Source organism: Dyella humicola (assembly GCF_026283945.1).
Lineage (GTDB): Bacteria > Pseudomonadota > Gammaproteobacteria > Xanthomonadales > Rhodanobacteraceae > Dyella > Dyella humicola.
This window is the reverse complement of the sequence record NZ_JAPDPC010000002.1, coordinates 91034-115741: the sequence shown is the minus strand read 5'-3', so window position 1 is coordinate 115741 and position 24708 is coordinate 91034. Positions and strand designations below refer to the sequence as shown.

The window sequence follows — 24708 nt, the reverse complement described above, 5'->3', positions numbered from 1 at the left end:
CGTCCGCGATACTTGACGCGCTGGAAGTCGCCAAGAAGCCAGGGGCGCGGGATGTTCCCCTGACGACGAGGGAGTGAGCGGCTGCAATACAGGGGGCTCTACAGGAACGTCGAGGTTGTCATGCCACACCGGACAGGAGGCTTGCGCCGGCCGAAACACTGGCTGTTCGCCATGTTTCTCCTCACTGCATTTGCTTCCACGTTTGCCCCCACGCTCCCCGCGGCACCCACCGACTGGAACTACCGGGTCCGCCCTGGCGATAACCTATGGGACCTCGCGGCTCGCTATATGAAGCCCGATGTCCCGTGGCAGAAACTGCAGGACTACAACGGGGTCGGCGACCCCCTGCATCTGCCACCCGGCATGACCGTACGCGTGCCTGTGGCATGGCTGCGACTGGTGCCTGCGCCAGCGCGGGTGCTGGCAGTCATTGGAGATGCAGAGGCCAAGTCTCAGGCCTCGCTCCCAGCCGTGCCGGTGACCGTGGGCATGTCTGTCGGTTATGGCACGGAATTGGTGACACACCCTGACTCCAGCCTCACGCTGGAACTCGCTGACGGCTCTCGCGTGTTAATGCAGAGCGACAGCGAGCTGGTGCTGGATCGCCTCAGCGAATACGACCGCACCGGCATGGTCGACACGCGCATGCGCCTCAAGCGCGGACGCGTCAGCACGGATGTAACGCCACTGACGGGCAGTGCCGCGCGCTTCACGATCTCGACCCCGAATACCATCTCGAGCGTGCGCGGCACGCATTTCCGCGTGGTGGCCGACGCCGAGCGGAGCACAGCGCGCACCGAAGTCGTCTCCGGTCGCGTCGAAGTGGGCAGCGACAAGCGGCACGTGCTGGTGAGCACCGGAACCGGCGTAGCGACCGCGTCCGGCGCCAGCCCTGGCCAACCGGAAGCACTACTGCTGGCGCCCGACGTGGACTGCCCGCGCCAACCCATCGCCCAACTGTCCGCCCGGCTCCACTGGAAGCCGCTGGATGGCGCCGCGCACTACCGCATCCAGGTGGCATCCACGAACAGGTTCGAAGCGCTGGTCATGGATCAGGTGGGCGATGGTCCCCAGGCCTCGCTGCCCAGCCTTCCCGACGGCCCCCATGCATTTCGCGTGCGTGGCATCAGCAACAACCAGCTTGAAGGGTTGGATGCCATATGTAGCTTCGTGGTCGCAGCCCATCCACAGCCACCGCTGATCATCGAGCCTCAGCCCGGCTCCAAGGCACGAGCAACGCGACCGACCTTCCGTTGGACCGAGAGCGAAGAAGCTGGCAGCTATTCGTGGCAGCTGTCGAGTGATCCCTCGTTCAATCAGCTGCTGTCCAGCGACGCGACGATCACGGGCAGCCAGGCGCGCGCCCGAAAGTCGCTGCCTTACGGGCGCTACTACTGGCGCGTTGCCAGTCGCGACAAGGATGGCAAGCTCGGACCGTACACCGAAGCGATGGCGTTCGACCTGGTCGCCGAGCGACCTACACCGGAGCGGGGCGCGCCGAAGCACCGGCATGGCGACTTCGTACTGAGCTGGACCAAAGGGGCACCCGGGCAACGTTATCGCATCGAGCTGGCGCGGAAACCCGACTTCGCCGATCCGGCGGTAGATCAGATGCTGGACCAACCCGAGCTCAGCCTGAAAAGGCTGCCGTCGGGTAAGTGGTACGTGCGTGTGCAGACCATCGATGTCGACGGCTACGCGGGCCCTTGGGGGGCGGTGTATCGAACCCGTGTACCGTGCACGGCCTGTCGATGGTTCGCGACCGGGGGCGGTGTCGTCCTGCTGTGGCTCGTGATTTGATCTACCTGGGACAAGTGCCGGTGGCCATCTGATGGTCGCAACGTTGCCCATGCTCAAACGCGGCCTCGCCTGGGTCGTGGGCTTCGCTGCCCTGGTGCTGCTGATTGCCACCAGTGCGACCCAGCGTGTCGATAACGCGCTCTATGACATGCACATGCGCCACTGGTCCCATCCAACCAGTGACAAGGTAATGATCGTGGCGATCGACCCGCAAAGTCTCGCCGAGCTCGGCAAGTGGCCGTGGCCTCGCTCGGTGCATGCGCAGCTGATCGAGCGACTGACGCAGGCGGGCGTGCGCGGCATCGGTGTCGACATCACGATGACCGAGCCGGACCTCAACCGCCCTGATCGCGACCGCGCGTTTGCCGATGCGATTCATCGGAATGGACACGTTGTCATGCCGGTCTTTGCCGAAGCCGCCGATCAGGGCGGAGTGCTCGAAGAGGTCCTGCCGACACCCGTGATCGCGACGAGCGCCACTACCTTCGGCCACGTGGACGCCTCCAAAGACTTTGACGGTGTCGCCCGCGGCGTCTATCTGAAAGCAGGCCTGGGGCAGCCGCTGTGGCCTGCGTTCGCGCTGGCGCTATACGATATGAACAACCCTGCCCCGCAGCGGACCTTGCCAGGCCTACGCCTGCCCAACGAAAGGCTCGACTCGCCTTACGAATGGATACGCGATAACTACGTGCTGATCCGCTACGCGGGACACACCGGCAGCTTCAACCAGGTGTCGTACATCGACGTGTTGCAAGGGCGCGTCTCGACCCACCTGCTCCGAGGGCGATGGATTCTGATCGGCGCAATAGCCGCCGGGCTTGGTGACCAGCTCGCCACGTCCGCATCCGACGCCAATGATCTGATGCCGGGCGTTGAGTATCAGGCGAACGTGCTGGAGTCCTTCTACGACAGCAGCTTGATCACGCCGCTGAATCTCCCTGCCCAATTACTGCTTGGCTCGCTGATGATCGCGTTGCCGCTGGCGCTCTTTGGCCTGCCTGGCTTTCGACGCACCTGGCAAATAGCAACCTTCGCCCTCGCAGCCACGCCTCTGTCGAGTCTTTTGCTGCTGCGACGGTTTAGTGTCTGGTGGCCGCCTGGCTGCTGTCTGCTGGTAACGGTATTAGGGCTTGTGCTGCATGTCGCACTGAGCAGGTTCGATCAACACCACGAGCGACGCATGAAGTCGCGACTCGCCATCAACGACGCCTGGTGGACCAAGGGAGCCCCCTGAACGGCGAGCAGACGATTCGACTGTGCCTCGCTACGACTTCGGCGCTGCTCTGCGGTAGCGATATTCCTGCATGAGCCACATGGCGGTGCCATAACCAGCGCCGGTGAGCAGCCAAAGCAGCGCCGATTCCGGCCTGGTGATCTTCGGATGCGGAATAATAAACGTCATGATGACAAACATCGGCAGGCCATAAGCCAGCACGCCACTGAACAACACGAATCGATACTTGCCTCGCGCACGCGTTCTTGCCCAACGCTCGAATTCACTTGCCTTCATATGCATTCCTGTCCAACTCGACATCGAGCTGAAATTCGGCGCCGATCATAACGCGGCGCGGGGCCCTCTCCGCGCCGCGTGATCGGACGTGCCCAGCCAAGGCATTCGCACGGCAAATACGAGGCTACGCCATATGCTCGATATCATCGGGCAGCGTCACCCAGTGGTGCATGCAATCTTCGTAGACCGAAATCTGCGGCGCCGGAAAGTTCGGGTTCGCGAAGGCACCAATGGGAACACCTACCAGGTCGTCCAACCCTTCCAACTGGTAGTAAACCGTCGCGCCACACACCGGACAGAAGTAAAACGTACCCGTGCCGCCGGAATCGCCGGCACGCACATATTTCGTGGCAATGCCACGTATCACCACGCTCCCCGCGCGGAAGCGTGCCTGAACCCCGAACACGCTGCCGGTGCGCCGCTGGCAGGCGTGGCAGTGACAGATAGAGATGCGCAGCGGATCCTCCGTCGCGCGAAGCATGAGTTGCCTGCAACTGCAGGTCGCGACCCGCTGAGTCATGCGTTGAGTCCCCGGAAGCTACAAGACGACGGATATCCCCTGTCCGCTATTCTTCACCTAGCGCGAGGCGAAAGCCAAACACCGGCAGCGCCGCCTGCAGAAAATCGATCTCCGGCGCCCGCTGAAATCCCATCCGCTCGTACATGCTCCACGCCACGCGCATGGCTTCCGTGCTATGCAGCACCACCTGTTCGCGACCCTGCTCCCGCGCAAGCGTGATGCAGGCTTCAGTCAGCACCTTTCCCACGCCCCTGCCACGCGCGGAGGGGCTCACGCCCAACAGGCGGATACCTGAGGCGTTCTTTATCGCTGTCGCCACGCTGGCGGCACCGTACTCCGCCATATCCCCGAGATAAACCACGCCGCCCACCAGCTCGCTGTCGATCAGGGCCACCAGCACCTGGGCACCCTTCTTCTGGGTGAAGTCACCGATATGGGCCAGCATCTCGTAATAGCGCGGCTGCTGGGCAGGCGTGGGGAAATCTTCCAGTCCGCTGTAGACGCCGACCAGAAGCTGGCCGAGGACTGGAAACTCTTCGGGGCGAATATCGCGAACGACGATCGGCTGACTCATGGACACTCCCAGCGAGAAGGCGGCGGGCACTATACGCGCTCTACGGTCACGGCTGGCACGTCAACAAACCTGCGCGACATCTAGCTCAGGAATGCTTCCGCCCGTTGCGCATAGTCCCTAAGAGCCTGTTCAAAGTCTCTGTGTGGCCACAAGCCCACTCTCCAACCCTCCCCGGCTTGCAGGGGAGGGCGTTAGTGCGAGCATGGTTTTGGCTCCTCCCCCTGCCTGCAGGGCGAGGCTGGGAGGGGGGGCTTGTAGCCGCCGCTGGGACTTTGAACAGGCTCAAAGTCAGCCGACATCCTCCCCTAGCGCCCCAGCCGATCACGCTTCGCCCGCATCACTTCCTTCGTCATGGCACCGAACAGGCGACTTCGTTCGCGTTTCTCCCGCAGCGTGCGTTGTGCCTCGGCAGCTTCGCGTTGAAGTTTTCGGTAGTTGGCGAGTCGCCGGTGATCCAGCGCGCCTTCGGCCAGCGCACGCTCCACGGCGCAATCCGCGTCACCATCGTGGTGGCAATCGCGGAATCGGCATTGCGCCGCCAAGGCTGCGATATCGTCGAAGACGGTATCGAGGGCTGACTCGACCGCACCGATGCGCAGCTCGCGCATGCCTGGCGTGTCGATCACCCAGGCACCGGATGCCGTTGGGAACATTTCCCTCGCTGTGGTCGTATGCCGCCCCCTCGCATCGTCTTCGCGAATGTCTTGGGTATGTTGCGAGGCCACGCCGAGCAAGCGGTTGATCAGCGTCGACTTGCCCACGCCAGAGGAGCCGATAAAGGCAACGGTGCGCCCCGCTTCGAGCCAGGGAGCCAATGGCGCGACGGCTGTTGCATCCGTCGCATTGATCGCGAGGACTGTCACCGTACCCAACGCCCCGCTTGCCTCTGCGACATAGTCGTTGGCCTTGTTGCTCAGATCGACCTTGGTCAACACGATCACAGGCTCGACACCGGCCTCGTAGGCCAACGCGAGATAGCGTTCCAGTCGCGACAGATTGAAGTCGTCGTTGCAGGAGGTGACGATGAACAGTGTGTCGACGTTCGCCGCGATGGACTGACGGCGATGATCCTCACCGGCGGCCACGCGCTCAATCAACGACTGACGCTGGATCAATCGAATCACCCGATCTGCCTCGTGCTCGATCAAGATCCAATCGCCAACCGCGACAGCCGACTCCGCATCGACAAGGCGGTGAGGCAGCACGACCGACCCGGCCCCGCGCGACGAAAGCACCGTCAGGCCACTGCGATGCACGGCGCTCACGCGCGCCGGATAACCCGCTTCGAAATCCATCAAGGTCAAATGCTGGGCGTAGCTAGGCCGCCAGCCGAGCTGAGAAAGCGTCTGAGAGGACATGGGGGAACCCTGGATACATGGAAAACGACGGCCTCCCGCTAGGGAGCCGAACGAATCGCCAGGGAGCAACGCGAGTGGATGAAACAGGCCAGCCGAGTGGCTGGCAAATCGATCAGGCGCGCGTCGACCCGGCGGAGGCAGCTGCTACAACAATCATGGTCATGACCTCCTCTTGCTGGGTTGACGGGAGGCGCAGGTTAGCCCTGCGCGGAAAGGCTTGCAAGTGCTGTATTGCCTCGGCGCGCCTGCGGTGTGCGCCTACACGGCGGCCCGTGGATCGAAGACTGGATGGGGCGATGCCGTCACCGCCCCGCATCCAAACACGGACTAAATCACACCTCCAACCTGTCGTCCGGGCGAGCAACGAGGGCATACAGCGTCGGCATCAGGAACACACTGATCAGCAGTCGTGTGAAAAGGCCGCTGACAATGACCAGGGCGAACGGTCGTTGGGTGTCCGTGCCAACGCCCGTTGCGAGTGCCGCCGGCAACAGGCCCAAGGCCGCCACCAGCGCCGTCATCATGATGGGGCGCAAGCGCAGGATGGCACCCTCGCGGATGGCTTCGTTGAGTTCAGTGCCGCCACGACGGAGTTCGTTGACATAAGAGATGTAGACCACCGCCGTCTGCACCGAGACGCCAAACAACGCCAGGAAGCCCACGCCGGAAGACACCGAAAAAGGCGTGCCAGTGATCCACAGGGCTACGATGCCGCCCACGGGCGCCGAGAGCAGCACGCCGAGCACGGTGATGAAGGGGAACTTGAAATTGCTGTAGAGCGTGAACAGCAGCAGGAAGATCAAGGCCAGCGTCAGCGGCAGGATCACATTCAACTGCGCCCGCGATGCGGTGTATTCCGTGTATTCGCCGCCCCAATCCAGGCGATAGCCCTGCGGCAGCTTCACCTTCGCGTTGACCTGCTCGATGGCATCGCCTACCGCACCCGCCAGGTCGCGTCCTTCCACCGAGAACTGCACGCCGATGTAACGCGAGTTGTCCTGGCGATAGATGAAAGACGCACCGTTGGTCACCTCGATATCCGCGAACTCCTTGAGCGGAATCTGCTGCCCATTCGGCGTGGTGACGAGGATATTCCTGATCTGCTCGGGGTTGTCGCGATACTGCTGTTCGAGGCGCACCACGAGATCGAACTGTTTTTCCTGCTGCACGACCTGGGTGGCCACGTCTCCGCCGATGGCGGTCTGGATCAGGCCGTTGATGTCGGAGACATTCAGTCCATAACGTGCAATCTGGGCACGGTTGATCTTGATGGTGAGGCTTGGCTGCCCGAGCTCCTGCACCAGGGTCACATCGCGAATGCCGCGCACGTGCTCCAGCAGCTGCTTGATGGCCTTGCCCTTCTGTTCAAGCGTATTCAGATCGGAGCCGAACACCTTCACGGCCAGGGCGCTCTTCAGCCCTGTTTCCGCCTCATCCACCGCATCTTCAGCAGGCTGCGTGTAGTTGAAGATGATGCCTGGAAAAGCTTCGAGCTTGTGATTGATGGCCTCGATCAAGGCCGCCTTGTTGCGATACCCGCCGGTCCATTGCGCGTAAGGCTTGAGGCCCACATAGAACTCGACATTGAAGAAACCGGTCGAATCCGTGCCGTCATCCGGACGCCCAAGTTCCGAAGCGACCGTGGTGACTTCCGGGAAGGAGCGCAGAACGTCGCGCACCTTAGGGGTGATCTTCGACGCTTCCTCGAACGAAATGGTGTAAGGCATGGTGGCACGCACCCATAGCGCGCCCTCGTCCAGTTGCGGCATGAACTCCGCGCCGATGCGCGGGATGAGCAACAGGGAGATCATCAGCAGGATGGCTGAGGCGATCGTCGTGCCCCAGGGGCGGGCGAGACAGACATCGAGGCCCTTGATATAGACCGACTTGATCGCCTCGAACGCGCGATTGCGCCGCTCCTGCACGCCGTTGCGCATGAACCACGCGCACAGCACGGGCAACAGGGTCAGCGTGACCACCAGAGAGCCGACCAGCGCGAAGATCATGGTGTCGGCCATCGGCTTGAACAGCACGCCAGAAGGCCCCGCCAGCACGTAGATCGGCAGGAAGCTGACCACGATCACGGCTACCGCGTAGAACAGCGGACGATCCACCTCGGCCGCCGCGTCCCTGATGATCTCCTTCACGTTGAGCGGCGTGCCCTTGCGCTCGGCGATCTGGCGGAAGATGTTCTCCACCATCACCACGGCCGCGTCCACCAGGATGCCAAAGTCCACGGCGCCGATGGAGAGCAGGTTGGCCGACGCGCCCTGCAGATCCAGGCAGATGAAGGCAAACAGCAAGGCCAGCGGAATGGTCGTGGCGACGATCAAGCCCGCGCGCACGTCGTACAGGAAGAAGATCAGGATCACCACGACCAGCAACATGCCGCGCAGCAGGTTGTCCTCTACGATCCTCGTGGTCAGCGCGATGAGATCGGTGCGGTCGTAGAACGGGACGACCTTGACGTCCTTGGGCAGGATCTGGTCGTTGAGCTCCGCCGTTTTTGCTTCGACGCGCTTCAGCACGTCCTGGGTCTTCTCGCCGGTACGCAGGAGGATCACACCCTCGACCGCGTCGTCCTGCTTTTCGTAGCCGAATTCGCCGAGGCGAGGGGCAATGCCGATGGTGACGCGGCCGACATCCTTCACCAGCACCGGCGTGCCATCGTGCACGGCCACCACCACGTTGCCGATGTCCTCCAGCGTCTCCACGCGCCCCGCACCGCGCACGTAATAAAACTGCCCGCCCTGCGAATAGAAGCCCCCGCCGGCGTTGGCATTATTGGCCGTGAGCGCGGCCTCCACCTGCACCGCGGACAGGCCCACCGCAGCGATCTTGGCCTGGTCGAGCAACACCTGATACTGCATGGTGCCGCCGCCGAATCCCGAATCGTCGGCCACGCCAGGAACGGATTTGTACTGCGGTTCGACCGTCCAGTCTTCGAGCGTCTTGAGCTCCATTGGCGATCGGTCCGAGCTTTGCAGCACGTACCGATAGATCAGTCCCGAGGGTGCCGAAAGCGGCGCCACCGATGGCGTGACTCCGCTGGGCAAGGTCAGGTCGCCCAATCGGTTGAATACCTCCTGACGCGCGAAATTTTTGTCCGTGCCATTCTGGAACGTGAGGACGACGTCGGACAAACCGTAGAGCGAGATGGAGCGCGTGTTGGCCGTCTTTGGCGTGCCGTTCATGCCCAGCTCGACGGGCACCGTGATCAGGCGCTCCACTTCCTCGGCGGCATGCCCGGGCCATTGGGTAATGATTTCGACGATGGGCGGCGAGAGATCGGGATACGCGTCCACCGGCAGGCGCCCAAGCGAGCGAGCGCCGGCACCGGTCAGCAGTAGCGTCATCAGGATGACGAGGAACGGCTGGCCCAGCGACGCTGCCACGATCCGGTTCATGAACGACGTCGTGCGCGACGGCGATACGCCTGGAGGCAACTGGTCGCTCATTGGTCTTGCATGAACTGGACGAAGATACCGCCGTCGACCACTACCTGCTCACCGGCCTTGAGGCCGGAGGCGATATCAAACTGGTCGCCGGTTCGGTGGCCGACCGTCACGGGCCGCCGCGCGAAGCTGCCATCGCGCTCGGCGATGTAGACAAACGGCAGATTCTCGTCGTCGCGCAGGATCGCCGACACCGGCACCAGCAAGCCGCTGGTTTCCTGGCGAGCATGGATCTTCACGTTGACGTACATCTGCTTCTTCAACAGCGCAGCGGGGTTATCGACCACCACGCGCGCCGCCACCAGACGGGTATCGGGATTGACCAGCGCCGAGATGTTCGACACGGTTCCCGACATGCTTTTCGATGCCGCCGTCACCACGTCCGCCGGATCGCCCAGACCGATGTCGGCGAGGTCTGATTCGGGGACCTGCGCCATCACCCATACACGCGACAGATCGGCCATGGTGAAGGCCGGCGTGGTACCTGCCTGGAGCAATTGCCCCGGCGTAATCTGTTTATCCACCACCGTGCCGGTAATGGGCGAGCGAATAAAGCCTTGGATCGGCGCGATCGGCCGGCCTTCCTCGATGGCCTTGATGGTTTGCGGGTCCACACTCAGCGAGGTCAGCGCCTTCAGTGCCGCGTCGCGATCGGCGTCGGCATTGGCGGCGTCGGTTTCGGCCTGATCTTCTTCCCGCTGTGCCACGCCCTGGTGCTGCACCAGATCCTTTTCCAGATCGGCCAGGCGGCGCGCGGTATGTGCGGTGGTGAGCGCCTTGCGATAGGCGCTGACGGCCGCGGCAAAGTCGGCTGAATCCACGACGGCGAGCGGATCGCCCTTCTTGACCCGGTCGCCGATATCCACCAGCAGCCGTGATACGGGGCCGGAAATGGGCGCCAGGACGGCCGTGGCATGGTCGTTGTCGAAGTCCACGATACCCGTGGTCTCGATCGTCTTGTGGAAGCTGGACGCCGCCACGGTGTGAAGACGAATGTGTTCGCGCTGCGCCGCAGTGAGCGTCACGTTGTGCGCGTCGCCCGTGGCGGCCGACGCATTGTCGTCCGTCTTGCTTGAGCAGCCGGCAAGCATGAGCAAGGTGGCCACCGCCAGCAACGTCACGGCGGGCACGAGCCTGCCCGCACGCCACGCTCTCGGCGCGCCATAAAACCGTCTATTTTTCATTTTTATCCCGGGCTAGATCGGCGCGATTCCACCAGCCACCGCCAAGCGCCTGAAACAGCGCCGCCGTGTCGGCATAGCGATTGGCCTGGGCTTGCACCAGGTTGATCCGCGCTTGCAGATAAGACTGTTGTGCATTCAACAACGAAAGATAGTTGGCGTAGCCGGCCGTCAACTGCCGCTGCGACAGATCCAGCGTGCGTTTGGCGGCATCGGCTGCGGCGGCCGCTGCCTTCAGGCCCTCGGCGTCCTGGTCCAGCGCGGTCAGCGTGTCTGCCACGTTCTGGAAAGCTGCCAGCACCGTGCTGCGATATTGCTCGGCCGCCTGCACATAGGCGGCCTTTGCCGCGCGCTCCTGGTGCAACAAGGTGCCACCCTGGAAGATCGGTGCGGTAATGTCGGCACCCAGGCCCCAGAAACCGGTGCCCGACTTGAACAGCTGATCCATGGCCAACGCAGTGCTGCCGGTATTCCCGCTCAATACGATGTTGGGCAGCCGGTTGGCGATGGCAACACCGATCTGCGCACTGGCCGCATGCATGTTGGCCTCGGCCTGGAGTACGTCCGGACGCTGTGCGACCAGGGCCGAAGGGAGGCTCAGTGGGAGCTCCTGCGGCAGTTGCAGGCTCGAAAGCGCAAACGTCTCGTCCGGCGCCTGGTTCGGCAACTGGCCCACCAGCACCGCGAGCAGGTCGCGTTGCTGAGCCAGCTGTTTGATCAGCGGCGGCAGCGTGGCCCTGGTTTGCTCCAGCTGCGACTCCTGCGCGGCCACATCGAGGCCACTGGCGTAGCCCTTGGCCAATTGCTCCCGCAGGATCTTCACCATGTGCATGTTGATGTCGATGAGCTCGCGCGTGGCATCGATCTGCGCCTGCAACGATCCCGCCTGGACGGCGGCGGCCACCACGTTGGTGCTCAGGGTGATCTGCGCCGCGATCATCTCGAAGCGAACCGCCTGCTCCTGCGCCTGCACCGACTCCGTGGTTCGCCGGTTCAGGCCGAAGATATCCGGCACGTAGGAAACGCTGACCTGCGGGGTGTACAGGTTGTACAGAAAGGTATTGGAGTTGGGTGTCGGCGAGATCGACTCCGATTGCTTCGTGCGGCTGGCCGAGAAGCTTGCCGCCACGCTGGGGTAGTACGTGCCCCGCTGCGCCAGCACGTTTTCCCTGGCAACGGTCAGCGCCGCCTGGGCTGCCTTGAGGTCGTGGTTGTTGGCGAGCGATTGATCGATGAGGTCATTCAGCGACCTCGAGTGAAACAAGGTCCACCAGTCGCCGGGGATGTCGCTTCCCTTCGCGAAGCGCTGCGCTTCGCCTCCGGCAACGTTCGCCGTAGCGACCGTGGATGAAACCGGATGAGCGGTGTAATCGCTGGCGCTGGGGGCATCGGGCCGCTTGAAGTCGGGCCCCACAGCACAGCCCGCCACCAGCGCAGAGGCCAGTACCACGACGAAACGCAGACGGCGTGAAGGCGACGAATTGGCAAACGCGGAAACTTCCATTACAGGACCAGTTCTCTTCTTGTCTGCCTGGCCAGCTGAGCGCCCCCGGCTGGGCCGGGTATCGGGAGTCCCCGATATCGTCGACGATCACCCGCCCCGTCTCTTTGCGCCCTGCATGGCCGCCATCCCCCGATGGCACCAGAGATATATCACACAGCCGCGCGAACAGCGCCGGGCTGGCAGCGAAAGTTTTCACGCCGGCAGATGGGCGACGTCGGACATGCGCCGTCAGGACCCATGGACTTCGACCAAGGCTCACGCTGCTGACCTCCACCGCGCATCACTTGCCCCAGGTCGCAAACATCACGACAGCGGCGGTCGTCATGACTGCGGTGGCAATCCAGCCCCAGACTTTCAGTGAGGGGTTCAAGGTGTACTCACCCATGATTCGGTGATTCGTGCTCACCAGCATGATCATCACCATCATGGGCACGGCCGCCACGCCATTGATCACGGCGCTCCAGTACAGCGCCTTGATCGGGTCGATCGGCGTGAAGTTAAGCGCCACACCCGCCAGGCTCGACAGGATCAAGACGCCATAGAACAACTTGGCCCGCTGCAGCTTGTGCTCCAGGCCAGAGGGATAGCCGAGGACGCCTGCCGCGGCAAAGGCGGTGGAACCTGCCAGCACGGGCACCGCCAGCAAGCCGGTGCCGATAATGCCGGCAGCAAACAGCACAAAGGCGAATCGCCCGGCCAGGGGACGCAGCGCTTCGGCTGCATCCGACGACGACTGGATATCGGTCTTGCCGTGCGCATGCAGTACGACGGCCGCCGTCAGGATGATGCAACCGGCCACGATGTTGGAGAACACCATGCCGATCGAGGTATCCAGCCGAATGCGCTGGAGCGCGTCGGCGCCTTGTTCCGGGGCGTGCTTGAGCGGCTCACGCTCGTCACTGGCACGCATCTCCTCGACCTCTTGCGCCGCCTGCCAGATGAAGAGATACGGGCTTATCGTGGTGCCGAGCACCGCGACGATCGCCACCGCGTAGCGGGCATTGAGCGCGGCCTTGGGCAGGACGGTTCCCTTGATGACGTCGACCCACGGCACATGAATGACGAACACGGTGGCGACGTAGGCAAACAGGCTCAAGGTCAGCAACTTCAGGACCGGCGAATAGCGCGAGAACGGAATAAAAACCTGCAGCACGACCGACAAGATGGCGAAAGCAGCCACATACAGGTGGGCCGGTCCGCCAATCAGCAGCTTGAGCGCTGCGCCCATGGCCCCGAAGTCCGCTGCCAGATTGATCACGTTGGCGACCACCACCATGAGTATCAGCGAGCGAACCCATGCAGGCGGATAGTGTTTGCGCAGGTTTGAACCGATGTCCCGGCCGGACGCGCGACCGATCTGGGCGCTGATGGCCTGGATCGCGATCATCAGCGGCATCGCCAGCACCAAACTCCAGATCGTCGCGTAACCGTAAGCGGCGCCTACCTGTGAGTAGGTTGCAATGCCACTGGGGTCATCGTCTGCCGCGCCCGCGATCAGGCCAGCGCCAAGCCGCTTGAAAAGGGAGGGACCGCTGCCGTCCTCGCCTGACATCGTCATGGCCGCGACTAAATTGCCCCGCATCGTGAGCCTAACTTTGTTCACTCCGAGTCAACGTGCGCTGGCACGTTGCGCATGGCCTGCCAAGTCAGCCCATCTTCGGCGCAGGGCTCCCGGCCGGCGGCAACCCGTGCGCCGGGTGCGGCTAGAACACGTGGGTGAAGAAGTAGATGAGAAGCAGCAGGCCGAGGGGCACGCCCAGCAACCACGCAAGAAGGTATTTTTTCATGGCTACGCTCTCCGCCAGGGAAGGCGGCGCGATGGCCGCCTTCCGACATCGCGATTACAGCTTTCCGTCGAATTCCCTGATCTGCTTCTCTGCCTCGTCCCTGGCAATGCCATAGCGCTCCTGCAGCTTGCCCGCGAGATATTCGCTATTTCCCTCAGCGACCTTGAGGTCGTCGTCGGTCAGCTTCCCCCACTTCGCCTTGAGCTTCCCGCTAAGTTGTTTCCATTGCCCCTTGATCTTGTCATCGTTCATGCGTGAATCCTCTTGATGGGTTGGCACATGCCTTGGCCGTGGCGGCCTGGCAAGCGCTCGCTAGTCCTTGACCTTGAGGCCGGATGCATCGACGTTCGTCACGCCCTTGACGCCCCTGGCCGCGGCAACCGCCTTTTTGACGGCCGTATCGCTAGCCAGGACACCAATGAGGGTGACCTCTCCGTTGACGGTCTTGACCGAAATGTCGGTGCTTTTCACGCCGTCGGTGGAGGCCAGCTCGGCTTTCACCTTGGTGGTTATCCATGTATCCGACGTGGGCTGGTCTGAGTGAGCCTGGCTGTCCTGCACAGGCGAGGCCTGGACCGCTTGCCCAGGACTCACCCAGGCTCCAAGCGAAAGCAGCGCCGCCAGGGCGAACGCGGGAATCGTGTTGGGGAATCGCATAAAAACCTCGTCTTTCGGGCGCCGAAACGCCCGCTCTGGCTATGTCTTAGCGCTTGTGGTTCGCGTCACGATCAGCACCACGATGATCCTGCTGGTTCGGATCGCTGGGCTTGGACTGTCCGTGATGCTGCTTGTCGTCATCACGCTGCGGCGACATTGGTTTGCGCTCGGGGGACTGATGGGGGTCGGGCTTAGGGGTCGTATTCATCGCTATCTCCGTTGATGGAAAACCCACCGAGTGCTCGGTGGTGAATTCAACCTACGAGTCGCGGTCGATGCCGACCAGAGCAAGTGGCACTAGTTGATCTAGTATTCTTGCCAGGGGAGAGGCGTGGCTTTGCGCTAAACGTGCTAGATCGAAGAAGTGCTGTGGGGTGACCATGGGCGCGAAAACTTCCAGACCGAAGGTCGATCGGGGCCAGCTACAGCAGATCATCGCAGGCCTCACCGAGGGCATTTTGCTGCTGGATCCGGACCATTCGATCGTCTGGGCGAACGAGACTGCCCTGGCGATACACGGCGTTGATAAATTGGCCGATCTCGGCGCCAACGCCACGCAGTATCGAAAGCACTTCATTCTCACCTATCGAAACCATCACGCCCTCAAGGCGGCGCAGTATCCGATCGAGCGTGTGCTCAGAGGCGAGCTGTGTCGCGACGTGGTCGTCCAGGTGACGCGGCCCGACGACGAAGACTTTTTCCGCGTTCATCAGATACGCAGCCTGATCCTGACCGATTCGGCAAGCCTGGGCGAGTCGATGGTCCTGGTCATGCAAGACGTCACCGATCGTTATAACGCCGAGGATCGGTTTGAACGAGCCTTCAACGCGAATCCCGCGCCCGCGCTGATCTGCCGGTTATCGGATTTGCGATACATCAAGGTCAATCAGGGCTTCCTTGAAATGACCGCCTACGACCGCGGCGACGTCATCGATCACTCCATGTACGAGTTGGATGTACTGGAGAAAGCCGATGACCGCGAGACGGCCGTGCAGTGCCTTCAGGAATGGAAGACCATTGCGCAGAGAGAGGCGGTGCTGCGTCTACCCGGCGGGGAGGAGAAGTTCGTCATCGTGGCCGGTCAACCCATCGTGATCGAAGAGGATAATTGCATGCTCTTCACCTTCATCGATCTCGAGGCGCGCAAGAAGGCGGAAATTTCGCTGGCTCACAGCGAGGAACGCTTCTCCAAAGCGTTCCGCCTCGCCCCCGTCCCCATGATGGTTTGTGCGCTGCCTGAGCTACGCATCATCGAGGTCAATACGGCGTTTTCCAGCGTGACCGGACATGCAACCGAGGACATCCTGGGAAAGACCACGACCGAGCTGCAGCTATGGAACGACCCGAAGCTCTATCGCGAACTCCAGGCCCGACTGGACGCACAGGAAGCTGTACGGGAACAGGAAATAGCCCTGCGCACACGCGATGGAGCCATCATCGATTGCCTGTTTTCGGGCGAGCCGGTGATCATCCAGGACCAGTCCTGCGTCCTCTGTGTGGCGCAGGACATCACGGAGCGAAAGCGATCGGAGATGGACCTGATCGCGGCGATCGATGCCGTGATGCAGGATGCGTCCTGGTTCAGCAGGACCGTGCTGGAAAAGCTGGCTCAAGTGAGAGACTCGGGCAAAGGAAGTCATGCGACGTCAGGGCTGGACGATCTGACGCCGCGCGAGAGGGAGGTGCTGGTTCTCATATGCAAGGGTCACAGCGACGAAGACATGGCGGCCACCCTGCGGCTCTCGCGAAATACCGTGCGCAACCATGTCGCAACCCTGTACGGCAAGATCGGCGTCAATCGACGCAGTGCAGCGGTGATTTGGGGGCGTGAACGCGGTGTGATTGGTTATTGAAGTGAGTCGGCCGCCCAGAGATAAGACGAGTCCATCCGCCAGCTGTCAGCGCGCTGGCCTGCGCTTCGGTGGCGGGACGCGACGAGCCACGATGCGTCCTCACAGCACCTCGATTAACCGCGGGCAACATCAGGTAAAACGTGCGAATCCGCGCAACACCACGGACACGCAAGGGATTTTGCACGCTATCAGCCCGAACCAACGCGATTTTCCGCAGCGCAGTCAGTACGGATAGCATCGAAGTGTGTTAAACGGTCGGCTCGTACCCGGTGCATGCAAGTCCGAAACATCGTTCTGACTAGTCGTCCTGGAGCGGGAACATGCGAGCAGATCGTCGGATCGTCGCGTATGCCTTCGCAGCGCTTTGCCTCTTGCTGCAGGCATGTGGCTCGCTCCCGCCGAGTACTGACAAGCCAGAGTCACATCACCTGGCTCCGGCCGCCGATACGCCGTCCGCGAAGTACACCCAGGCGGAAGTCGACAAGCACCAGAATCAGTCCGGCTTCCGCCTGCTGACGCTTAGCACCAATGCGCTGCTTAGTCGCGTCACCCTGGTGGACCACGCCAAGCATTCGATCGATCTTCAGTACTACATTTTCGCGAACGACATGACCGGTCATCTGTTGATGCAGCATCTGCTCACAGCGGCAGACCGCGGCGTGCGTGTCCGAATCCTGATTGACGACAACAATTTTACCGACGAAGACCATTTGTTCGATGCGCTCAACTCACACCCCAACATCAAGGTGAGACTGTTCAACCCCCTGCAGACGAGGAACCCGTCCGCGCTTTCTCGTGCAACGCAATTCATGCTCGAGTGGCGTCGACTCAATCGACGCATGCACAACAAGTCCTTCATCGTCGACAACAGCGTTGCCATCATTGGCGGAAGAAATATCGGGGATGCCTATTTCGATGCGGGTAGTGACACGCATTTTCGGGATCTCGACGTAGTGGCGATCGGGCCCGTCGTGCAGCAGGCATCCGCAGCCTTCGATGATTACTGGAATTGCGATGCCGCCTATCCGCTCAAAAGCCTGACCAACGCAGACGACTCCGCCCAGCGCTTGAGCGTCGCGCGGCAGATCCTTCAAGGCAAAGTGCGCGCGTATAAGGAATCCGACTATGCGCAAACGGCATTGGACGAGCTACCCAATGGTCCCACCGCGGATCGGCGGGGCGCCTGGTTCTGGGGGGAGGCCGAGCTGGTCGCCGATCAGCCCGAGAAAATCGAAACCAGCCAGGACGTGCCTGCCCTGCGCATCGGCCCCAAGCTCAAGGCGATGATCGACGGTTCGCAGCACCAGATCCTGGCAACCACGCCCTACTTCATTCCGGGAGATGAGGGCACGGAGCATCTCACGTCCCTCGTGCGACGAGGCGTAACGGTCAAGGTGCTGACGAATTCCCTCGCGTCGACCGACGAGACGGCGGCGCATGCCGGTTACGTGCACTACCGCAAGAGTCTTCTTGAAGGGGGTGTGATGCTTTACGAGCTGAGACCTTCCACGGGCCAAAACCAGCCATCGACCACACTGGGCAAGTCCTCCGGCGTCAGTCTGCATGCAAAGACCATCGTGGTGGATGATCGGCAGGTTTTCATTGGCTCGCTGAACATGGATCAGCGCTCGAAGTTGTTGAATACCGAAATGGGCATCATCGTCGACTCGCCCGGTCTCGCTCAGGCCGTAACCGAGTTTTTCAACACGGCGGCGCTCCCCGCCAACGCTTTTCAAGTCACGCTCGACCCAAACTCTCATCGACTTGGTTGGCGCGCAACCGATGATGGCAAGGACGTCATTTATCACGAGGAGCCCGAAGCCAATACGAAGAAGCGCATGGAGGTGACCTTTCTGCGCATGCTGCCCATCGATGGCTTGCTATAACACTTGATCGATCCTCCCTGCAGAGACTGCATGGCTGGCCGACATTCGAGTGTGCATTGCACCACCCACGCCGACGGATAGGCGGGCCCGACCGCGATGGGCGCAGTAGTGTTCGCCTTATGGCCCCGTCGCGTTCAAACCGTACTTGGTGGCACGTGCTTCAATTTGCGGATCAAGCGTGCGCGCAGCGACCAGATCAGCCTTACCCGCCTCCGTCTGGCCACCGCGGATTTTCGCCAGGCCAAGGCCATAGCGCGTCCACGCAGAAGTCGGGTTTTTCGCCATGGCCTGCTCGTAGGCCTTGATCGACTCGGGATAATGCCCCAGCCGCAGCTCAACCAGGCCCAGGCTGTCGAGATAGGCCGGGTTTTCGCCATCGCGCCTGATTGCCTTGCGGCAATCGCTCAAGGCATCGTCGAGCATCTGATTGCTCAGACCACGCGCCCAACAGCGCTCGTTCAGCACGGAGCCAAGCATGGCATCGCCGTTATGCAGGCGAATCCAATCGTCGAGCATCGGTAACGCCGCAGTGGGTTGATCGAGTTGGATGTAAAGGGCGGCGACTGAACGCGCCCGCGTTGATCCGGAAGGTGCCAACGCGCTTGCTGCCGCCACATCGGACGCGGCACCCGTGCGGTCCTTCTGGGCGAGGCGAAGTTCGGCGCGCATCAGCAGCGCATCGACGTTCTTCGGATCCAGGCTCAAGGATTTGTCCAAATCAGTGATCGCGGCATCGGGCCGTTTGTCCGCCGCATGCGCCGTTGCACGTGCAACATAGTAAGCGGATTGATCAGGCAGCATGCGGATGGCTTCGTCGAGATCGGCGACGGCAGCGTGCGGTTCACCGCGAGACAGGTGGGCTTGGCCTCGAAGAGCGTACTCGGCCGCGGTTTTTGGCGCCGCCCCATGGGCGTCGGAAGCCGCACCCGCATCGGATTGGTCGCCGCCACTCGGTGCTTCGGCAAGAGAAAATACGCGTCCGCCGTTATAGGTGAAATAAGCCTTCTTCTTGCTGTTGGCAATGAACATACGATGGGCGAGGAGAAAATCCACGCCAAGCAGCATGTCGGTGTTGTCGCCCATTCTTCCGTCAAGAACCTGCATCTGACTGTGCTGGATCGTTTCCGAACCGACCGAGAACGAGTCAATGTTGACCGTCCAGGTCTTGAGCTTCTTACCGCCAATGCCGTAGCCGATGTCAGCCTTGATGTCTGGCGCCTTTAGATTGATGCCGGCTCGCTCGGCGGCGTCACGACTCAGCAGGGTGGCGGCTGCTCCCGAATCGAGCACCGCGCGCACCTTCCTGCCATTGATCGTCACACTGAGAAAGGTGCGCCGGTCGGACTCGCTCGAGGCCGGTTCGATATCGGCGACGTTGTAGTTGCCATCCTTTACCCAATACGCGAGCGATGCTTTATCGCAGTGCTCCGTTTTGAACAGGGTCAACTTGCCCTGTGCAAGATCGATTTCAAGGTCGGAGAAATCGAGCAGCATGGCGCCGAGCAAGCCATCACCGGCATCGGTTCCGCCGACAATGAAATCCACGTTTTTGAGCGTCGTGTCGAGGATGCCGAATTCCTTGACGTGTGTTTGCTGGATGTTCGCAGTGCCTCCAACGCCGCTGATGCGATAACCAAATGGCGCAGGTTCCAGCTTGAGCCCAAGCGACGCCGCGTTGGCACTCGACATGATGTTGAAGAAGGCTCCGGTATCGAGAATGAAGCGCGTATTGGTGCCATTGATCTTGACCATGGTCGTGGCGCGCTCGCCGACCATTTCCACGGGTAAGGTGCCGTAACTGGTCAAATGGCAGCCGTCGGCCCAGGCTTGGCCCGCGAGCAGCACGCCCATGGCAAGGCAGCAAATACGCAACTTATCCATCAGCATCCCCCTGTTTGCCATGGCGGCTGAATCTATTTGCGACGATGAGTAGCGCGACGAGCATACGTTCTCCCCGGCGGATGAGCTGCGCATTGCTGCCTTTCCGATGTCCGCGGGAAATACCGCCGCACGCGGCATCTGTGGGAATTCTAGGCCTATCTCCCGGTACGAATCGTCAAAAACCGGGACCACGTTTACAGGGACTGGACTCTAAAGTTCCGGGCCACTCAATCTCGACGAGATGTCGCCGCAGAGGATAGGGTCTCCTTACTTTCCATTCCCAACTCGAATCACTTGTCGTCGCCGCTCAGCAAGGAGCCCACGATGCCTCCCAGAAGGCCGCCGCCGACTACTGCTCGGCCGCCGCCGCTTTCGTTATTGGGTAAGTATTCGGCAATCTGGTGCGCCAGGCGCGAGATCGGTAGCGTCTGCAGCCAGACTGTCCCGGGGCCGGAAAGCACCGCCAGAAAGAGGCCGTCCCCGCCGAAGATTGCATTCTTGATGCCGGGAACCGTGGTTATCTGAAAGCTGACAGAAGCCTGGAACGCGCCCACGTGTCCAGGGTGAACCCGCAAGGTTTCGCCGGGCGCCAAATCCTTCCGGATCAGCTCGCCAGAGAGTTCAAGCCACGCCGTACCCGTGCCGCCGACTTTTTGCAGCCTGAAGCCATCGCCGCCGAAGATGCCGGCACCGAGCGACTGTTGAAAACCCACGCCCAGGGTGACTTGCGGCGTGGCACAAAGAAAGCCATGCCGATGCACCAGGTATTCGTTACCCGGGCTCACCGATACCGGCACGATGTGGCCCGGCACCTTGGTGGCAAAAGCAACCTGCCCCGGCGCCTGCACGGCCCGGTACTCGGTCATGAACAAGCTGCCGCCGCCAACCACGCGCTTGAACATACCCATCAGCCCACCGCCACCGCCCATCTGTGTGTGAGTGGTCATCTGGATCGATGCCGTCATCCACGAGAGCTCCCCGCTCTCGGCGAAGACGCTGTCATTCGGGTCAAGCTGCACTTCCAGTACAGGCATCACCGTGCCCTGTAAACGTGTCTGCATGTCGTGTTCTCTTGATGATGGATGGATGGATGCAAGTGAGTTTTCTGAAGAACGCCTCAGGGCGTGGCATGAGTATTCCGCCCCGCCCTCGCGGCCAACGATCCCCCCGCCGTGTCATGGTCACTGAGAACGGGTCGAAATTTCCATAACGGGTCGGAAGCGGACACAGCTGACGTGGAAAGCTCGACTGCTCAGACAGTTTGTAGCAGGCCGTGTTGGCGCCTACCTGTCTGAGGGACGGTACGTTGGATCAAGCGATGTGAGCAGCGTGTCCACCACGCGCTGCACGTAGCCGTTGGCGGTGTCGTTGGGATTTGCCGTAACTTCGTGATGGACAGGAAGCTCCTGAAGGATGGCACCCGAAGTCGCATCCACTACATAGACCGTCGCCCTGTACCCGACTCTGGGCGGATAGTAGCCGCCCATGGGATGTTGACCGCCCCTTAACTGGAAAAAGCTAGGTACCAGCAGCGGATTGATCTTGATGGCAAGCCGGTATGGCTTGTTTGCCGCCTTACTCGGCGAAACGGTAACGCCTTTGAACATGGCGTCGTCGGCATCAATCAGGTGAAGCGTGACCTGCCGCTGATTTGCCCACTCTGAGAAAATCTTGTGCACCGTGGCGCAGCTCTCGTCTTCGCTGGTGCAGGCCACGTACGCAATGAACCTTGGACTGGCATCCTTGTTGAACAACTGCATCGAACTGAGCGATTGCTGTTGAGCCTTGTCCAGCACGGTTGGCGTTCCCGCGCATCCTTGCAGAGCGACCGCCGCCAAAATGACCGTCATTCGCATTAATGACTGCATGAAGGTTCCTCTCTTGGTGATCATCGCCTCGCCATGTACAGCGCTGGAAGAACGCTTACCCGGCAACCAAGTCGACGTGACGAAGAAAGTTCCGACGAGCGGCTCAATCGCTTCAGTACCGAGCTTCGACACGGCCTGCCGGCTGGATTGATCCTCAGTCAGCGCCATGCTTGCCCTTTTCTGGCCTGCGGCCCGCGTGGGGACGGATCACGACGCCGACAGCTTCACATAGGTTGGATCGACGTGCTTCAGGAACGCGTTCACCTGAGTGTTGATATAGGGATTTGCCGCGCCACCGTTCTGGTCGATGACTGTCTTGTCCTTGAACGACATCGTCTTCAACAAGCGTCCGGTCTGCGCGTCGAATAGCTGGACGGACGCGGCATAGCTGATCATCAACGGCATGCTTCCGCCACCCAAGGGGTTCGCAGGCGCGGATAGGTCAGGCACATAACGCATCGTCAGGCGATAAGGTACCGACCGCTCCGCCACAGGCGATGGTGCCCCGGCGTTGAAGGCTTGATTGTCAGGCATGACAGTATCCAGCTTGACGTGGCGGGCGTCCGCCCAGCGATCGAATGCGCGTTCAACGATGGCGCAATCGACCGTGTTGCTCGTGCACGCCAAATAGGCATGGAATTGAGGCGCATCGTTCGCGCCAAATAATTGCGCTGCGGCATCTCCCGTCGCGGGCGTGCTGGCGCAGCCAGTCAACAGCAACGAACCCAAGAACGTGCCCATCAACGTGCGGTTGCGCATGACTTCTCCTTAGTTAGCTCGCACCTCTTCGGTGGCGCTATGGGTCGAGACGTAAATGAATCTACGGATCCAGTGAGGACGGCGGGTACATCTAGACGTCAACGCGAGACGAATCGAAGGAACGAGACGGCAGCGTCGTACCTATGGGCTGAAACAACTCGTGATCGACATCGCGGCTTTAAGCCACGTGACTGAATAAGGCCATCACCCTCGAAGCGGTATTCGGCGCTCCGAGGGTAATCGGGGAGCAGCTTCGGCCACCCTTCTCAAGGGTGCCCCTGGTTGGCAGCATCCGTCGCCGCGCTCGTGTCTTTGGCGGCTTCGCCGTCCTTCTTCTTGACCTGGGAGAGGTCGCCTACCCGGACCGTGCCCGTGCTCGGCGTGAGCTTGGGATCGTAAGGATTGTCGGTGGAGCGCAACTGCTGATAGGCCACCGCACCATCGCTCTGCTGAATACCTGCAACTTCGGCGGGACTGGTGCCGACATGACCGCCGTCATGCACGTCATAGTTCGGCGAGTTCATATGGTTGGAGGTACCGGCGACGCCCCCGACTTCCACATGGGCGGCGGACGACCCCACGCGCGAACCCGTGGCATTGCTCAGCGCTTCATGCCAGCGCGCCTTGGCACGGGGAAGCGCGGCGGCATCGCCATACTTGGGTAGCAGCTGACGCCAGATCTCATTGGCCTTGGCGAATTGCTCCGGCGTCAGGTTCGTATAAACCAGCTGGCGAGCCCGCACGTATTGCGCATCGTCGCGTTCCGCGGCCAGCGCCATCCAGGCCATGGCTTGCGGTAAATCCACGGCCGTGCCCTGGCCGCTGAGATACATCACGCCGAGGTTGTATTCCGCGGGTTTATACGCCCAGGACGCGGCGATCTTGTACATCGCCATGGCATGCGCGAAGTCGCGCTTGGTGGTGGCCTCGACACCGAGGTGGAAGTAGTACTCGCCGGGCTTGCCGTCACTGGTCGGGGTATTGAAGGCACCCGACTCGCCATCCGACTGATCGGCGGTCGGGTCGTGAAACGGAACCGTCTTGGACGACGGCTTGGCGTCGATGGGGATGGTCGGAAGCGGCTGATCGGCAGCGGTTTGGGCGAGTGCGGAAGAGGCCGCGAGCCCGGTGAAAAGACAAAACGTACAGTACGTCACTAGCTTCCGAAGAGCCATGGCGCTGCCTTTGATTGTCTGAGGTGGGGTGCGCAGTAACGTACATTCGTTGCCCCGCCTCGCGCAACACAACGACGGGGGGGCTTTCGGCCAACCATGGATTATGTCCGCTTAACGGTGTGATTTAAGCCGGTGAGCGCAACACAGCATCGATGCGCAAGCCGACATCGCCCCGCCTTGGCAGCCAGGTTGTGCCGGTTGCCGACGTATGAGTGACGGTCCGGGCGTGACTTCCCTCTACCGCGACAACTCACAGATCCAGTTGACTTCCCAATGTTTGCCGCCATCGGGAGAGAACGATTGTTCCATGCGCGCCGCTGTCGGCGAGATGTTTAGCCACATCCAGCGGACAAAAATCACCCGCCCCTTCCACGTCTGGTGGTTGTAGAACTCGCCGCGATTGCCGTGGAATTCGCCGATGACGGCAGCGTCCAGTTCACCTTTGTCCAGATCCAGGCCATAGATGCTCCATTGGTGCGTTTCCGGGTTGTACATCCGCAAGGTCTGCGCCTTGATGTGTAGCTTCCGGTCCGGGCTCGTCACTTCAAACTGCTCGAAATTGGCATTCGTATCGAGCAATTTGTGGTGATTGGAGATGCCGTCGTATTCGTCCCAGGACGTGGAGTTGTTTAGACGATCGGGTAGACGGCGAACATGGGCCTTCCAATCGCCGATCAGGAAATCGAAATCTCGGGACCCGTCGCGTTGCGGCGCGGCGAATATGGCGGTTGGATTGCTTGAACTATCGGCGGCCAGCGCCGATGGCAGGGTGCCGAATAATGCTGTCGTCCCGACAAACAACGAGATGGCGAACTTCGAAGCCGTCAATTCCATCCGGTACACGTTGACCTCCTGCTGAGTTCAAGCGGTGGCGAAAAGAAATCATGAGGCGCACTGAAGCTTGCTCAAGGTCATGCTTGGAACATTTTCTCGTGAGCCC

Annotated in this window: 21 protein-coding genes; 4 read left to right on the top strand and 17 right to left on the bottom strand. The window is 61.4% G+C overall.

Annotation, left to right across the window (positions count from 1 at the left end):
• The first annotated feature begins 171 nt into the window (after positions 1 to 171).
• Positions 172 to 1800: a FecR family protein gene (locus OUZ30_RS15235; RefSeq protein WP_266183287.1), complete on the top strand. Its 1629-nt coding sequence runs from the start codon at positions 172 to 174 to the stop codon at positions 1798 to 1800.
• Positions 1801 to 1849: 49 nt separating this feature from the next.
• Complete coding sequence (locus OUZ30_RS15230) at positions 1850 to 3034, top strand: CHASE2 domain-containing protein (protein WP_266183286.1); 1185 nt, start codon at positions 1850 to 1852, stop codon at positions 3032 to 3034.
• 30 nt (positions 3035 to 3064) lie between these two features.
• Here OUZ30_RS15230 and OUZ30_RS15225 read toward each other — a convergent pair whose 3' ends face one another.
• From OUZ30_RS15225 to OUZ30_RS15175, 11 genes are all read right to left on the bottom strand, one after another.
• Positions 3065 to 3310 (bottom strand): hypothetical protein, encoded by a 246-nt coding sequence (locus OUZ30_RS15225; protein ID WP_266183285.1) that lies wholly within the window; start codon positions 3308 to 3310, stop codon positions 3065 to 3067.
• A 124-nt stretch (positions 3311 to 3434) separates the two neighbouring features.
• Positions 3435 to 3830, bottom strand: a complete 396-nt coding sequence (locus tag OUZ30_RS15220; RefSeq protein WP_486599073.1) for a GFA family protein — start codon at positions 3828 to 3830, stop codon at positions 3435 to 3437.
• A 46-nt stretch (positions 3831 to 3876) separates the two neighbouring features.
• Positions 3877 to 4404: a GNAT family N-acetyltransferase gene (locus tag OUZ30_RS15215; RefSeq protein ID WP_266183283.1), complete on the bottom strand. Its 528-nt coding sequence runs from the start codon at positions 4402 to 4404 to the stop codon at positions 3877 to 3879.
• 305 nt (positions 4405 to 4709) lie between these two features.
• Entirely contained in the window at positions 4710 to 5762 is a 1053-nt protein-coding gene (gene rsgA, locus OUZ30_RS15210; RefSeq protein ID WP_266183282.1) for a ribosome small subunit-dependent GTPase A, read from the bottom strand.
• 332 nt (positions 5763 to 6094) lie between these two features.
• Positions 6095 to 9220, bottom strand: a complete 3126-nt coding sequence (locus OUZ30_RS15205) for an efflux RND transporter permease subunit (RefSeq protein WP_266183281.1) — start codon at positions 9218 to 9220, stop codon at positions 6095 to 6097.
• Positions 9217 to 10347 (bottom strand): efflux RND transporter periplasmic adaptor subunit, encoded by a 1131-nt coding sequence (locus OUZ30_RS15200; RefSeq protein WP_266183280.1) that lies wholly within the window; start codon positions 10345 to 10347, stop codon positions 9217 to 9219. Before OUZ30_RS15200 ends, OUZ30_RS15205 begins: the two co-directional genes overlap by 4 nt.
• A gap of 43 nt (positions 10348 to 10390) precedes the next feature.
• Positions 10391 to 11902 (bottom strand): efflux transporter outer membrane subunit, encoded by a 1512-nt coding sequence (locus OUZ30_RS15195; RefSeq protein ID WP_266183279.1) that lies wholly within the window; start codon positions 11900 to 11902, stop codon positions 10391 to 10393.
• A 280-nt stretch (positions 11903 to 12182) separates the two neighbouring features.
• A complete protein-coding gene (locus OUZ30_RS15190) occupies positions 12183 to 13460 on the bottom strand; it encodes an NRAMP family divalent metal transporter (RefSeq protein WP_266183278.1) in 1278 nt (425 codons plus the stop codon).
• 283 nt (positions 13461 to 13743) lie between these two features.
• Complete coding sequence (locus OUZ30_RS15185) at positions 13744 to 13941, bottom strand: CsbD family protein (protein ID WP_266149941.1); 198 nt, start codon at positions 13939 to 13941, stop codon at positions 13744 to 13746.
• A 60-nt stretch (positions 13942 to 14001) separates the two neighbouring features.
• Positions 14002 to 14346 (bottom strand): BON domain-containing protein, encoded by a 345-nt coding sequence (locus OUZ30_RS15180; RefSeq protein ID WP_266183277.1) that lies wholly within the window; start codon positions 14344 to 14346, stop codon positions 14002 to 14004.
• Between the two features lie 46 nt (positions 14347 to 14392).
• Positions 14393 to 14554, bottom strand: coding sequence for a hypothetical protein (locus OUZ30_RS15175; protein WP_266183276.1), 162 nt, complete (start codon positions 14552 to 14554; stop codon positions 14393 to 14395).
• 172 nt (positions 14555 to 14726) lie between these two features.
• Between OUZ30_RS15175 and OUZ30_RS15170 the strand changes: the two genes are divergently transcribed.
• Entirely contained in the window at positions 14727 to 16199 is a 1473-nt protein-coding gene (locus tag OUZ30_RS15170; protein ID WP_266183275.1) for a helix-turn-helix transcriptional regulator, read from the top strand.
• A 320-nt stretch (positions 16200 to 16519) separates the two neighbouring features.
• Positions 16520 to 18085, top strand: a complete 1566-nt coding sequence (locus OUZ30_RS15165) for a phospholipase D-like domain-containing protein (protein WP_266183274.1) — start codon at positions 16520 to 16522, stop codon at positions 18083 to 18085.
• A 117-nt stretch (positions 18086 to 18202) separates the two neighbouring features.
• On the opposite strand, the gene OUZ30_RS15160 is transcribed toward OUZ30_RS15165, so the two are convergent.
• The 6 genes from OUZ30_RS15160 to OUZ30_RS15135 form a co-directional block, all read right to left on the bottom strand.
• On the bottom strand, positions 18203 to 20104 hold the full coding sequence (locus OUZ30_RS15160) for an aspartyl protease family protein (RefSeq protein ID WP_266183273.1): 1902 nt from the start codon (positions 20102 to 20104) through the stop codon (positions 18203 to 18205).
• A gap of 152 nt (positions 20105 to 20256) precedes the next feature.
• Positions 20257 to 21027, bottom strand: coding sequence for a TIGR00266 family protein (locus tag OUZ30_RS15155; protein ID WP_266183272.1), 771 nt, complete (start codon positions 21025 to 21027; stop codon positions 20257 to 20259).
• Positions 21028 to 21249: 222 nt separating this feature from the next.
• Complete coding sequence (locus tag OUZ30_RS15150; protein ID WP_266183271.1) at positions 21250 to 22002, bottom strand: hypothetical protein; 753 nt, start codon at positions 22000 to 22002, stop codon at positions 21250 to 21252.
• A 39-nt stretch (positions 22003 to 22041) separates the two neighbouring features.
• Entirely contained in the window at positions 22042 to 22593 is a 552-nt protein-coding gene (locus OUZ30_RS15145) for a hypothetical protein (protein WP_266183270.1), read from the bottom strand.
• A gap of 266 nt (positions 22594 to 22859) precedes the next feature.
• Positions 22860 to 23768: a tetratricopeptide repeat protein gene (locus tag OUZ30_RS15140; protein ID WP_266183269.1), complete on the bottom strand. Its 909-nt coding sequence runs from the start codon at positions 23766 to 23768 to the stop codon at positions 22860 to 22862.
• 237 nt (positions 23769 to 24005) lie between these two features.
• Complete coding sequence (locus OUZ30_RS15135; protein WP_266183268.1) at positions 24006 to 24611, bottom strand: hypothetical protein; 606 nt, start codon at positions 24609 to 24611, stop codon at positions 24006 to 24008.
• Positions 24612 to 24708 lie beyond the last annotated feature (97 nt).

Bases quoted from the DNA above. Each gene is read 5' to 3' on its own strand.
- OUZ30_RS15175 (WP_266183276.1), bottom strand. From the start codon at position 14,554: ATGAATACGACCCCTAAGCCCGACCCCCATCAGTCCCCCGAGCGCAAA.
- OUZ30_RS15235 (WP_266183287.1), top strand. From the start codon at position 172: ATGTTTCTCCTCACTGCATTTGCTTCCACGTTTGCCCCCACGCTCCCC.
- OUZ30_RS15155 (WP_266183272.1), bottom strand. From the start codon at position 21,027: ATGCAGACACGTTTACAGGGCACGGTGATGCCTGTACTGGAAGTGCAG.
- OUZ30_RS15220 (WP_486599073.1), bottom strand. From the start codon at position 3,830: ATGACTCAGCGGGTCGCGACCTGCAGTTGCAGGCAACTCATGCTTCGC.
- OUZ30_RS15225 (WP_266183285.1), bottom strand. From the start codon at position 3,310: ATGAAGGCAAGTGAATTCGAGCGTTGGGCAAGAACGCGTGCGCGAGGC.
- OUZ30_RS15150 (WP_266183271.1), bottom strand. From the start codon at position 22,002: ATGGCGCTGACTGAGGATCAATCCAGCCGGCAGGCCGTGTCGAAGCTC.
- OUZ30_RS15215 (WP_266183283.1), bottom strand. From the start codon at position 4,404: ATGAGTCAGCCGATCGTCGTTCGCGATATTCGCCCCGAAGAGTTTCCA.
- rsgA (WP_266183282.1), bottom strand. From the start codon at position 5,762: ATGTCCTCTCAGACGCTTTCTCAGCTCGGCTGGCGGCCTAGCTACGCC.
- OUZ30_RS15195 (WP_266183279.1), bottom strand. From the start codon at position 11,902: ATGGAAGTTTCCGCGTTTGCCAATTCGTCGCCTTCACGCCGTCTGCGT.
- OUZ30_RS15165 (WP_266183274.1), top strand. From the start codon at position 16,520: ATGCGAGCAGATCGTCGGATCGTCGCGTATGCCTTCGCAGCGCTTTGC.
- OUZ30_RS15145 (WP_266183270.1), bottom strand. From the start codon at position 22,593: ATGCGCAACCGCACGTTGATGGGCACGTTCTTGGGTTCGTTGCTGTTG.
- OUZ30_RS15230 (WP_266183286.1), top strand. From the start codon at position 1,850: ATGCTCAAACGCGGCCTCGCCTGGGTCGTGGGCTTCGCTGCCCTGGTG.
- OUZ30_RS15190 (WP_266183278.1), bottom strand. From the start codon at position 13,460: ATGACGATGTCAGGCGAGGACGGCAGCGGTCCCTCCCTTTTCAAGCGG.
- OUZ30_RS15170 (WP_266183275.1), top strand. From the start codon at position 14,727: ATGGGCGCGAAAACTTCCAGACCGAAGGTCGATCGGGGCCAGCTACAG.
- OUZ30_RS15185 (WP_266149941.1), bottom strand. From the start codon at position 13,941: ATGAACGATGACAAGATCAAGGGGCAATGGAAACAACTTAGCGGGAAG.
- OUZ30_RS15140 (WP_266183269.1), bottom strand. From the start codon at position 23,768: ATGGCTCTTCGGAAGCTAGTGACGTACTGTACGTTTTGTCTTTTCACC.
- OUZ30_RS15160 (WP_266183273.1), bottom strand. From the start codon at position 20,104: ATGCCGCGTGCGGCGGTATTTCCCGCGGACATCGGAAAGGCAGCAATG.
- OUZ30_RS15205 (WP_266183281.1), bottom strand. From the start codon at position 9,220: ATGAGCGACCAGTTGCCTCCAGGCGTATCGCCGTCGCGCACGACGTCG.
- OUZ30_RS15180 (WP_266183277.1), bottom strand. From the start codon at position 14,346: ATGCGATTCCCCAACACGATTCCCGCGTTCGCCCTGGCGGCGCTGCTT.